Source organism: Hymenobacter duratus (assembly GCF_014698995.1).
Lineage (GTDB): Bacteria > Bacteroidota > Bacteroidia > Cytophagales > Hymenobacteraceae > Hymenobacter > Hymenobacter duratus.
The window spans coordinates 586,562-598,153 of record NZ_JACWZZ010000002.1; the positions used below are offsets into that span (position 1 = coordinate 586,562).

13 protein-coding genes and 1 tRNA gene are annotated in these 11,592 nt (G+C 59.8%); 11 read left to right on the plus strand and 3 right to left on the minus strand.

Features of this window, described 5'->3' with window-relative positions; translation table 11 throughout:
- Window positions 1-94: 94 nt before the first annotated feature.
- From IC231_RS10380 to IC231_RS10395, 4 genes are all read left to right on the plus strand, one after another.
- Complete coding sequence (locus IC231_RS10380) at window positions 95-865, plus strand: SAM hydrolase/SAM-dependent halogenase family protein (RefSeq protein ID WP_190784448.1); 771 nt, start codon at window positions 95-97, stop codon at window positions 863-865.
- Window positions 866-983: 118 nt separating this feature from the next.
- A complete protein-coding gene (locus IC231_RS10385; RefSeq protein ID WP_190784449.1) occupies window positions 984-1,304 on the plus strand; it encodes a putative quinol monooxygenase in 321 nt (106 codons plus the stop codon).
- Between the two features lie 29 nt (window positions 1,305-1,333).
- Window positions 1,334-1,888, plus strand: coding sequence for a Fe-S protein assembly co-chaperone HscB (gene hscB / locus IC231_RS10390; protein WP_211538992.1), 555 nt, complete (start codon window positions 1,334-1,336; stop codon window positions 1,886-1,888).
- Between the two features lie 25 nt (window positions 1,889-1,913).
- A tRNA-Leu gene (locus tag IC231_RS10395) sits at window positions 1,914-1,995 on the plus strand.
- Between the two features lie 51 nt (window positions 1,996-2,046).
- Here the strand turns inward: IC231_RS10395 and aspA are convergent.
- The gene (gene aspA, locus IC231_RS10400) at window positions 2,047-3,453 is read right to left on the minus strand and encodes an aspartate ammonia-lyase (protein WP_190784450.1); all 1,407 of its coding nucleotides are present in this window, start codon (window positions 3,451-3,453) and stop codon (window positions 2,047-2,049) included.
- A 218-nt stretch (window positions 3,454-3,671) separates the two neighbouring features.
- On the opposite strand from aspA, the gene IC231_RS10405 reads away from it, so the two are divergent.
- From IC231_RS10405 to IC231_RS10435, 7 genes are all read left to right on the plus strand, one after another.
- Window positions 3,672-4,025, plus strand: coding sequence for an S-adenosylmethionine decarboxylase family protein (locus IC231_RS10405; protein WP_190784451.1), 354 nt, complete (start codon window positions 3,672-3,674; stop codon window positions 4,023-4,025).
- The gene (locus IC231_RS10410; protein ID WP_190784452.1) at window positions 4,022-5,350 is read left to right on the plus strand and encodes a DUF4178 domain-containing protein; all 1,329 of its coding nucleotides are present in this window, start codon (window positions 4,022-4,024) and stop codon (window positions 5,348-5,350) included. Before IC231_RS10405 ends, IC231_RS10410 begins: the two co-directional genes overlap by 4 nt.
- Before the next feature lie 20 nt (window positions 5,351-5,370).
- Window positions 5,371-5,553, plus strand: coding sequence for a hypothetical protein (locus tag IC231_RS10415; RefSeq protein ID WP_190784453.1), 183 nt, complete (start codon window positions 5,371-5,373; stop codon window positions 5,551-5,553).
- An 18-nt stretch (window positions 5,554-5,571) separates the two neighbouring features.
- On the plus strand, window positions 5,572-5,787 hold the full coding sequence (locus IC231_RS10420; RefSeq protein ID WP_190784454.1) for a DUF350 domain-containing protein: 216 nt from the start codon (window positions 5,572-5,574) through the stop codon (window positions 5,785-5,787).
- Complete coding sequence (locus IC231_RS10425) at window positions 5,780-7,357, plus strand: polyamine aminopropyltransferase (RefSeq protein ID WP_190784455.1); 1,578 nt, start codon at window positions 5,780-5,782, stop codon at window positions 7,355-7,357. Before IC231_RS10420 ends, IC231_RS10425 begins: the two co-directional genes overlap by 8 nt.
- 73 nt (window positions 7,358-7,430) lie before the next feature.
- Complete coding sequence (locus IC231_RS10430) at window positions 7,431-9,110, plus strand: NAD(P)-binding protein (protein WP_190784456.1); 1,680 nt, start codon at window positions 7,431-7,433, stop codon at window positions 9,108-9,110.
- On the plus strand, window positions 9,107-10,180 hold the full coding sequence (locus tag IC231_RS10435; RefSeq protein ID WP_190784457.1) for a hypothetical protein: 1,074 nt from the start codon (window positions 9,107-9,109) through the stop codon (window positions 10,178-10,180). The genes IC231_RS10430 and IC231_RS10435 overlap by 4 nt, the downstream gene beginning before the upstream one ends.
- A 92-nt stretch (window positions 10,181-10,272) precedes the next feature.
- Here IC231_RS10435 and IC231_RS10440 read toward each other — a convergent pair whose 3' ends face one another.
- Both IC231_RS10440 and IC231_RS10445 read right to left on the minus strand, forming a co-directional pair.
- Entirely contained in the window at window positions 10,273-10,551 is a 279-nt protein-coding gene (locus IC231_RS10440) for a hypothetical protein (protein ID WP_190784458.1), read from the minus strand.
- Between the two features lie 122 nt (window positions 10,552-10,673).
- Window positions 10,674-11,585 carry a DUF6929 family protein gene (locus IC231_RS10445; RefSeq protein ID WP_190784459.1) on the minus strand — a complete coding sequence of 304 codons (912 nt, stop codon included), beginning with the start codon at window positions 11,583-11,585 and terminating at the stop codon, window positions 10,674-10,676.
- Between the last annotated feature and the right edge of the window lie 7 nt (window positions 11,586-11,592).

Consider the following 11,592-nt stretch of genomic DNA (forward strand, 5'->3'; position numbering starts at 1 on the left):
ACCTCTCGCAGAGGCAGCAGTTCGGCTAAATAGCCTACTTTTGCCGCCCTTGGGGCACCCAAACAATAGTACGAAGAACTCAGGATTTCCGGCAATGGGGTTGATTACGTTTCTGTCAGACTTTGGCTACCGCGACCATTATGTGGCGGCGGTGAAGGCGCGGATTCTCCAGCTGGCACCCACAGTACCGGTTCTGGACATTACCCATGCCATCGAACCCTTCAACATCGCCCACGCCCTACACGTTCTCCAAGCCGTATTTCGCGACTTCCCGGAAGGCACAGTGCACCTGATTGGGGTGAACGATTTGGGTGGTCCGCGCGCGGCCTGGCATGCGGCCAGCTTTCAGGGCCACTACTTTGTAGCGGCCGACAACGGCCTGCTGGCGCTGCTCTGCGACGGGCAGCCCGAAGAGCTGGTTGCCCTTGGCACGGCTGCACCTGCTACCTCCTCCCCCACCCGTGACCTGCTGGCCCCGGCGGCCGTGCATTTGGCCCAGGGTGGCCTTCTTCCGGACCTTGGGCCCGCTACCACGGAGCTATACTCATTGCTCAACCGCCAGGTGCGCCTCCAGGACAACCGCATTACCGGGCATATTGTCCATGTGGACCACTACGGCAACCTTATTACCAACATCACGCGTCCGGCGCTGGAGGTTATCGGGCGCAGCAGGCCCTACACTATTCATTTTGCCCGCGAAACAGTGCGCAGCGTAATGGCGCATTTTCAGGCCGCTGATCCAGGTGAAATAGTGTGCATATTCAATAGTCAGGACCAGCTGTGCATCGGTATTAACCAAGGCCACGCGGCAGAACTGCTGGGCCTGCACTTCGATTCTCAGGTCGATATCCGCTTCCCTGCATAGCCACCAAACCACTGATACCAGCTCGAATAAGCCTTTTTACGAGTTGTTTATTTATTATGTTAAGTAAAATATAATGTCTTGACAGACATACTTTCTGCTTTTTGTCTTCTTGACCAACATGTTGATTCGAATTGTGCGCATGACGTTTGCGCCGGAAAACGTTGGTGCCTTCCTCCAACTGTTTCATAACTCAGCGGACCAGATCCGGCAGATGCCGGGCTGCCGCTTTCTGGAACTTTGGCAAGATGCTGACCAGCCTCACGTCTACTGTACCCACAGCCACTGGGAATCGGCGGAGACACTCAATGCGTATCGCCGTTCGGCTCTGTTCGGGCAAGTATGGCCCGCTACCAAACGCCTGTTTGCGGCCCCTCCATTGGCTTTCTCCGTACACCCGGCTAGTAGCGCCAGAACCAACAGCACCGCTACCCTCCTCTAGGCGCGCCAGTCGTACCGTCTTTCCCAGCCTTGTTTTCATCTCTGCCCATGGTGCCCGATTATTTTACGTTCTACCAGCTGCCGGAAACCTTCCGCCCAGATGCAGCGGCCCTAAAACGCGCTTACTACACCCTAAGCCGCCAGTATCACCCTGATTTTCATGCCACTGCTTCCCCCGAGCAGCAGCAGGAAGCCCTGCATCTAGCCACCCTGAACACCAACGCCTACCGCACCCTCTCCGACCCCGACCTACGCATGGCCTATATCCTCAGCCGCTACGGCTTGTTGGAAGAAGGCAAACAGGAAATTCCGGCTGACTTTCTGATGGAAGTAATGGAATTGAACGAGCAACTGATGGAACTGGAAGCTGAACCTAATCCAATGGCGGCAGCACAGGTAGAAAACGAAGTGAATATTCTCACGGCGAAACTGGAAGCAGGTATTGAGCCGGTAATAGCTGGCTACGAATCTCTTGCTGCTGATTTCCGCACGCAGGCACTGCAGCAGATACGCACGTATTATCTCAAAAAGCGCTATTTGTTGCGCATTCAAGAAAGTCTGGCTAAGTTTGCCACCCGTTCCTGACCTACCGACAGGTTCGGCGTGAAATGCCCGGATGGCGGAATCGGTAGACGCGTCGGTCTCAAACACCGATATCGAAAGATGTGCCGGTTCGACCCCGGCTCCGGGTACGAAAAGGCCCCTGCTACATGTAGCAGGGGCCTTTTTCGTTGTGTTGTTGGTTATTGAATAAAACCTGGCCGTATCAGATTCTCAAACGTGAAAATCTCGTCCCATTTGGCTTGGGTCAGCAGCTGCCGCTCCGTAACGGCAATATCGTGCACCGACCTACCGGTTTTCAGCGCCTCTTTCGCAATTTCGGCGGATGCTTCGTAGCCCAGCACGGGGTTTAACTGCGTCACGATGCCGATGCTGTTGCGCACCATATTCTCGGTGTGTTGGGCGTTGGCCGTGATGCCCAGCACGCATTTTTCCCGCAGGGTGTGGCAGGCATTGGTCATGTAGCTGATACTGGTAAACAGCGCGAAGCTAATAACCGGCTCCATCACGTTGAGCTGCAGTTGCCCGCCTTCGGCGGCCATGGTCACTGTCAGGTCGGCCCCGATGACGTAGAAAGCCGTCTGGTTGACCACTTCCGGCACTACCGGATTCACCTTGCCGGGCATGATACTGGAACCGGGCTGCAGTGGTGGCAGGTTGATTTCAAACAGCCCCGTGCGTGGGCCGGAGGACAACAGGCGCAGGTCGTTGCAGATTTTGGAGAGCTTCACGGCGGTACGTTTCAGCACGCCGGAAAGCTGCACGTAGGCGCCGGTATCGTAGGTGGCTTCGATCAGGTCGCCGGCCAGGCTCAGGTCGAGGCCGGTGATGGTACGCAGGTGCTGCGTTACCAGCTCGGCGTAGCCGTCGGGGGCGTTTACGCGGGTACCGATGGCCGTGGCCCCCATGTTGATTTCGCTGATCAGGCGGCGGCTGTCTTCGATGCGCAGCAGCTCCTCGCGCAGGTTGGTGGCAAACGCCTTGAACTCGTCGCCCATGCTCATGGGCACGGCATCCTGCAGCTGCGTACGGCCCATTTTCAGCACGTTGCGAAACTCCACGCCTTTGGCAGCAAAGGCATCAGCCAACTCGCCTAAAGCAGCACTGTAGCCCACCAGCTTGTTGCTGAGCGCAATACGGAAGGCGGTAGGGTAGGCATCGTTGGTAGACTGGGAACAGTTGACGTGGTTGTTGGGGTGGCAGAAGTCATACTGCCCTTTGGGCTTGCCCATCAGCTCCAGCGCTACATTGGCAATAACTTCGTTGGCATTCATGTTCACGGAAGTGCCTGCACCGCCCTGAATCATGTCGGTCAGGAACTGGTCGTTCAGTGCCCCGGAGGCCACTTTGTCGCAGGCCTGCACGATATAGTCGGCAATGGTGGGGTCCAGGACCCCTAGTTCCCGGTTTGTTAGAGCGGCGGCTTTTTTCACGTAGGCCAGCGCCTGCACAAACAGCGGCTCCGACTTCAGCGGAATGCCCGTGATATTGAAATTCTCCATCGCCCGCAGCGTCTGGATACCATAATACGCTTCGTCGGGAATAGCTCGTTCGCCGAGAAAGTCGTGCTCAAGTCGGGTGGTTTGCATGGGAAACGGGTCGGGGATGTGAGTTGGGGGCCGAAAGGTAGCGGCTCAGGTGCAAATCAGTGGCGGTGCCCAGTTGAGGGCGCGCCGCACAGCCGGATAAGCGGTGGCGGAGCGGATACGCTGCCGGCCATTGCGCGGTTGGCCGCCAACTGTGTAATATTGTCGGGTGCCAGCCGGCTCATGCCGATGGCCTTTCTATTCCAGCTCTGGTATCCTGAATGTCTGTTTATTCGCCGGGCCTGCACGTGCTGGCCACTTTTGCTGCCCCCGCCGGCGCGCTGACCAATGCGGCGGCCTGCCAGCGTTTCTTCGATGAGCAGATTGCCGCGCTGGGCCTGACCAAGGTGGGCGAAGTGTACCATACGTTTCCGAATGGCTCGTTCACGGCCGTCATTGGCCTCACCGAGTCGCACCTGAGCATTCATACCTGGCCGGAATACGGACAGGCCACGTTTGATGTGTTTCTGAGCAACTACCACCGCGACAATGCCGACCGGGCACGGAAGCTATACGTCGCAACACTGGCCTTTTTTGAGGGAGTTGAGCAGAACAAAACCGAAGTCCGCCGATGAGCAGCCTACTCGCTACGCCTGCGGCCCCTGCGCACGTGCCCTGCCCAAGGTGTCGGCATGAGGTACCGTATTTCGACCAGCTGAACAGCGTTTTTTTCGTGTGCCCGGCGTGTCACGCCTACTTCAAAGCGGAGGACAATACCGCGCTGGTAATGCTGGGCAAATTTGCGGGTGACCAGAAGCCCGTGCTGCACCCAGGGGCCCTAGGTACGTTGCGCGGGCAGCAATACCGGGTCATGGGCTTTATGCTGCGCAAAGAAAAAGAGGCGAGCTACCAGTGGCACGAGTATATGCTACGCCACGAGGAAACAGACATCTATGCCCAGCTGGCTATGTATGACGGCCATTGGATGCTGGTAGGCCCTGCCGGCCGCGACTATACTGTTTCCGGACAGGCCACCAGCCCCGGAGCCACTATTCTGGACGAGGATACCACCTACGACATCTACAATTCCTACTCGCCGGATATTCTGTTTGCGGAAGGTGAGTTTGACTGGGATATCCGCGAGGACAGCAAACTCACGGTCACGGAATACATTGCGCCCCCTTACATGCTGGTGCGCGAGAAGCAGGGACACCAGGCGGCACAATGGTACAAGGGGCTGCACCTGGAGCCATCAGAAATAGCCGAAGGCTTTCAGGTGCCCAACCAGCGCATGCCCTTCCGTACGGGCGTGGGTGCTATTCAGCCGGCACCGGCTGAGAATTGGCCGGCCCTGCGTTCATTCAGCCTGAGCATGGCCCTGCTGGTCATTATTACGCAGCTGGCCCTGCTGTTCATCAAGCCCGAAAAACGGGTACTGCGGCAGGAATTCTCAACCGGCCGCGAAACCGTGCCGACCGGCGCCAGCGTGGAGGCGTTGGCTGCGGGCAGCAACCGGGTGCTGGTGTCGAAGTCGTTTGACATAGAAGGGCCGGCGGCGCTACAGTTTGAACTTACCTCGTCGCTGGCTAATCAGTGGCTGGAGGTACCCGTAACGCTGGTAAATGAGCGCACCGGCCAGAGCTACGAATTCACCAAAAGCCTGGAGTTTTACTCGGGCGTAGAAGGCGGCGAAAGCTGGCGCGAAGGCTCCCAGGACCAGGAAGCAACGCTGGCAAACATTCCGACGGGCAAGTATCATCTTACGCTTTACCCCGTCACCGAAAACGGACAGGATCTGCCGCTACGGCTCGGTGTCAGCCAGCACACGCCGCTGCAGTCCAATGCGGTAGTGTTGCTGCTGCTGCTGGCGGTTTATCCCGTCATCCAGTACCTGCGTCGCTACTCGCACGAACACACCCGCTGGGCCAACAGCAGCTACGGCCCTCAGGACGAATCTTAGCCCTCTTACAGCACTGCCGCATGAATTTTCTGCGCTCCTTACTTTCCATCCGTTACTACGTGCTGGTGGCGCTACTCGCTTACGGCGTGTTTGTGTGGGCTGGCCTCCGAGGCATACGCCTGCTCGGCGACGACAACGAAAATCCGGAAGGCACCCGCACTTCGGGCGCACGTGGCGGCCACGCGCGCTTTTATCACAAATAGCGAATCACCCCCACTCGTATGGAATACCTCAACTTCAAGCTCATTGCCTCCTCCATCATCTACTCGGTGCTGGGCATCGTGATTCTGGTCGTGTCGTTTGTTGTCATCGAAAAGCTCACGCCGCGCATGCTCTGGAAGGAAATTGTGGAAGAGCACAACACCGCCCTGGCTATTCTGGGAGCCGCTTTCATGATTGCCGTGGCCCTGATTATCAGCTCTGCCATTCATGGCTAATGCCACCACGGACGCGCCGCCCGCCGCGCCGGAGCGGGCCCGGCGCGGCACGGCGCGGCAGGATGCCCAGTCGGTGCTGCTGCTGGGGTCGGTGTTTGTGATTGCCACCTGCGGGCTGATTTACGAGCTGATTGCGGGCACGCTGGCCTCCTACCTGCTCGGCGACTCAGTCACGCAATTTTCCACCATCATCGGGGCGTATCTGTTCTCGATGGGAGTGGGCTCGTGGCTGTCGCGCTATCTGGGCGGGGCGCTGCTGAAATGGTTTATCCGGCTCGAAATTCTGGTAGGCCTGGTGGGCGGCTTTTCGGCGCCACTGCTGTTCATATTGTTCGAGTATGTAGCGTCCTTCCGCCTGATTCTGTACGCACTGGTGGGCCTGACGGGCATACTGGTAGGCCTGGAAATTCCGCTGCTGATGCGCATCCTGGAAAACCGATTTGAGTTCAAGGATTTGGTTTCCCGCGTGTTCACCTTCGACTACATTGGGGCGCTGCTGGCTTCGCTCATTTTTCCGCTGGTGCTGGTACCGCAGCTGGGCCTGATGCGGACGTCGCTGCTGTTTGGAGCCCTGAACGTGGTGGTGGCCGCGGTGGCGCTGTACCGCTTTGCCGAAACCCGCCCCTACCGCCGCTCCTTCGCGGCCCTGATGGCCGCGGCGCTGCTGGCACTGGCTGTCACCTTCGGCTACGCCGGCCGCATCCAGCGCTACACCGAGACACTGGCATTTCAGGACCAGGTAATTTTTGCCAAAAGCACCATCTACCAGCGTATTGTGCTCACCAAAAACCAGCGCGAACTGCGCCTGTTTCTGAACGGCAACCTGCAGTTCAGCTCCCAGGACGAGTACCGCTACCACGAAGCGCTGGTACACCCCGCCATGCAGGCTCTGCCGAATGCGCGCCGGGTGCTGGTGCTGGGCGGCGGCGACGGGCTGGCCGTGCGGGAGCTGCTGAAATATCCGCAGCTGCAGCAGATTCGGCTGGTAGACCTCGACGCGGGCATGACTGAGCTGTTCAAGCAAAACCACCTCCTTACGGCGCTTAATCAACGGTCCTTCTTCAACCCGAAGGTGCAGGTCGTCAACGGCGACGCCTACCAGTGGGTGCGCCAGGATACCACCCGCTACGACTGCCTGATTATCGACTTTCCGGACCCGGCCAACTATTCCATCGGCAAGCTATACTCGGCAGCCTTCTACCAGGAGCTGCACCGGCTGCTGGCGCCGGGCGGCAAGCTGGTAGTGCAGAGTACCTCGCCGTACGTGGCGCGGCAGTCGTTCTGGTGCATCGCGCATACGCTGCAGGCGGCGGGGTTTCACACCATTCCCTACCACTGCTATGTACCGTCGTTTGGCGAATGGGGCTACGTGCTGGCTGGCGAAAACGGCCATTGGCGCCCCAACGCCGGGCCGTTGCCGCGCGGTCTGCGCTACGTCACGCCCGTCACCATCCGCCAGATGCTGGATTTCCCGCCCGACATGGCTGAGGTGCCTACCGATATCAATCAGCTCAACAATCAGGCACTGGTGCGCTATTTTGAGGAAGACTGGGGCCCCTACGTGCATTAGTCAGGCAGCCAGGTAGCGCCGTTTGGCTCCTCTGGCTATACTCAACAGCCTTTTCAGCTTACCCTTTCACACGATGCTGCCACACAATTCTTCGCCCTTTCCAGCGCCCAGCCCCACTGACCTTAGCCGCCGGGACTTCCTGGCGCGGACTGGCATAGGTGTGGCCGGGCTGCTGCTGGGGCCGGGCGTATTGTTGGAAAGCTGCAGCCCGGCTGGCTCCGCCACCAGCCACATACAGGGCGGCCTGCGCGGTGCCGACCATGCCGTGGGGCACCTGCTGCGTACGCCCGGCCAATTGCCTGCTCCCAGCCAGGAGCTAAGCACTGACATCCTGATTGTGGGCGGCGGTGTGGCCGGGCTGGCAGCGCGGCGCGAGTTAGCCCGGCACGGCCACGAGCCGCTGCTGCTGGAGCTGGAAGCCCGGACAGGAGGTAACGCAGCCAGCGGCCAGAATCCTGTGTCGGCCTACCCATGGGGTGCTCATTACCTGCCCGTGCCTGATGCGCGCAACCACGAGTTATTGGCTTTTCTGCGGGAATCGGGGGTCATTACAGGCGTTGATGAGGCTTCCGGCCAACCTATCTATAACGAGTATCATCTTTGCCACGACCCCGAAGAACGGCTGCTGCTAAACGGCCATTGGCAGCAGGGGCTGGTGCCGGAAGTAGGGGTGCCGGCCGCCGACCGCGCTCAGATTACCCGTTTTTTCCGGGTCATTGGCGAGTTGAAGCAGGCACGGGGCACCGACGGGCGCGACGCCTTTGCCATTCCGCTCGACCATTCCTCCACCGATGTGCAGTTCCGCCGCCTCGACCAGCTGAGCTTCGCGGCCTACCTCGACCGGGAAGGATTTACGTCGCCCTACCTGCGCTGGTACCTCGACTACAGCTGCCGCGACGACTATGGCGCTACAGCGGCGCAGGTATCGGCGTGGGCGGGCCTGCACTACTTTGCCGCTCGCAAGGGCCACGCCCACAATGCCACCGCCACCGATGTCCTGACGTGGCCGGAAGGCAACGGCTTTCTGGTTGAGCAGCTGCGCCGCCAGGGCAAGGGCACCATTTTGCCGGGCACCGTGGCCTGCCAGCTGCAGGAAACGCCGGCAGGTGTGGAGGTGCTGGCCTACGATGCTTCAACCCGGCGCACGATACGCATTCGGGCACGACAGGTGCTGCTGGCCGTTCCTCATTTTGTGGCGCAGCGCCTGCTGGCCGGCATAGAAGGCACCACGCAACCAGCACAGCCCCTGCATCATGCGCCGTGGCTGGTAGCCAACCTCACAATAAACGGATTACCGCAGGGCCCCGGCCAGCCGCTTTGCTGGGACAATGTGGGCTACGGCGGGGCTTCGGTAGGTTATGTCAATGCCAACCATCAGCACCTGAGCCTTTCAGCCGACGGGCCTAGGGTAATTACGCTATACTGGCCTCTTACCGATGCGCCGCCTGCTGTAGCCCGTCGCCAGGCCTACCAGACAACTTACGCCGAGTGGCTGCCCCGAATTTTGGCTGAGCTGGAGCACCTGCACCCCGGCGCTACCCCGCACGTGCAGCGCGTGGAAGCCTGGGTATGGGGCCACGGTATGGTGGCGCCCACTCCGGGTTTCCTCTGGGGCCCTGAACGCGCGAAGCTTGCCCAGCCTTTGCGGCAGCGCATTTTCTTCGCCCACTCCGATTACAGTGGCATGTCTATCTTCGAGGAGGCCTTTTACCAAGGCTTACGCGCCACCCACGAAATGCGGGCCGCCGTATGAAACCCTCCCTCCTGACACCGGAGCCCCAAGCCGCCAGTCGCCAGCCCTGGATTCGTTCGGCGGCGTTTGATGGGCTCTGGATTCTGGGGCCGCCGTTTCTGGCACTGCTGGCCGTGGTACTCGGGCCGTCTGTTTTTCGCACGTCTGCCCAGATGCCTGTCTGGGCCTGGGTAAGCCTGGTGGTGCTTATTGATGTAGCCCACGTCTACAGTACACTTTTTCGCACCTACCTCGACCCGGTACGGCGGCAACGGTTCCGTACGCTGCTCTGGCTGGTACCGCTGGGCTGCTATGTGGCAGGGGTGGCGCTGCACTGGGTGGCCGGCCTGTGGTTTTGGCGGATGCTGGCGTACGCGGCGGTTTTTCATTTTGTGCGGCAGCAATACGGGTTCCTTCGCCTCTACTCCCGCCACGAAGCAGCGGCCGCCACCAGCCACCACCTCGATGCAGTGCTGATCTATGCGGCAACTCTCTACCCATTGCTTTGGTGGCACCTGTCGTCCCCGCGCAACTTCAACTGGTTTGTAACCGGCGACTTTGTGCAGTACGACTGGCCGGCGGCACGCGGGCTGCTGACAGGCCTATATGCAGCCCTGCTGCTAGCTTACGTGGTGAAGGAACTCCGCCACTGGCGCCACACCCGCTACGTCAACCGGCCGCGCAATCTGCTGCTGCTGGGCACGGCGGCCTCATGGTATGTGGGCATCGTGCTGTTCAACGGCGACCTGGCTTTCACGCTGCTCAATGTAGTGGCGCACGGTATTCCATATCTGGCCCTTGTCTGGACGACCAGCCAGCCCCCTTCCTCCATCCCGGCCAAGGCCCGGCACTGGTGGCAGGGACGCTATGGCATAGGCCTGTTTCTGGGGCTGTTGGGTGGGTTGGCTTATCTGGAAGAAGGTATCTGGGATGGGCTGGTATGGCGCGAACATGCTGACGTCTTCGGCCTGTTTCAGCAGTTGCCTACCGTCTCCGATTCGCTGGCGCTAAGCCTACTGGTGCCCTTATTGGCCTTGCCGCAAGCCACGCACTACGTGCTGGATGGCTTTATATGGCGGCGAAATTCCTGAGAAGCTGCCCTAAGTACAACGCTCCGTTTTTGAAGCAAAAAAAACCGGCATGGCATTTACTTCTAAAACAGACAGATACTCTTGAAAAAGAATCAGGCCACGCGGGCAAGCGGCCGTGCTACTTCAGCATCCAGAATTTCGACGATGAAGCCATGTTCCGGTGAATACGTTTTGCGGTACTGCACCACCAGCTGACGACCACGAGGAGAGGTGGCCTGTGTGAAGCACACTTCGCCATAGGCTTTTTCCTTCTCCAGAAAGGGTTGCAGCAATTGCACTGTCTGCAGAAATTCAGCGGGCAGCAACCCCTGCTGCTCCTGCAGCTTCACAGCACTAACCGGGTACAGAAAACGAGTGTTGAAGAGAATCATAGGAGGGTTTCAGGCCAAGAATGAACGCTGCTTTTCAACATTTATGCCCAGCACAAAATTCCCTTAGCCTACACTATTGCTCTTACCCCGGCCAGCCTGTTCTGCCCTGGTTCAGCCTCCTGCTACAATCGCACTTCTACCAGCACGGCAGTCGATCCACCCTGGTCGTCGTCCGTTACCAGTAGCAGCTCGTAGTGGTTGGTTCCAAGGGTTCGGCGCACGGCTACGCTTTCTACTTTGCCCCGGTATGGCTTGCCATCAGGCAGCTGCAGCAGCGCAAATGACGCCAACGAGGCAGCGGGAGTATCTGGGTTCAGCACGCCTACAAAACTGCCCAGCACGGCCCCATCAAGCACGGCATCAAGGGTGTCTTCCACGGAGGCTGTCACAAACAGTTTGCCTGCATGAAACGAGGCCCCCGAGAAGCCGGCGGGCTTGCCCTCAATATGAGGCAGGCTGAAATGCTGCGCCTGCACCGGCGGCAGCTGCGGCGTGCGGTGGTGCAAATAGTCCAGCGTGGCAGGTAGCGGCAGCCGGAAGATGAAGTTGCCAGCCGCGGCGCCCACTGTCCGCTGAAACAGCAACAGCTCCGTAGGGCTGGCCGCAATAGCCTCCAGGTTCAGCGTGATGCCCGCCGGAAGCAACTCCCGCAGCCGTGTATACAACGGCCCCAGCGCCACCGGATACACGGTAGCGCCCGACGGCCTCCCTCCCACTGGCACCCAGAAGCCGCCTTCCCGCGCCGCCGTTGCGCCCGACCCAAACACCAGCAGCCCCGTTTCGCCGGTGCGGGTATCGGTGAGGGCCGTCAGGCACTCCAGGTCGGGCTTGAGGGCCTTGGGAATACGGCCGGCGCTGAAATGAGCCGTATCAAACAGCGTGACAGTCTGGCCGGGCCGGAGCTCCGCCACCCCGAAACGGTACAGATACGGCGAGTCGTCGCCGATTACATACACCGTTTCGCCCAGGATTTCCACCCCCGAAGCCGACGGCAGGTTCGGCAGGTCGAGCTGCCGGATGATGGTGGCGCGCATTTTTTCT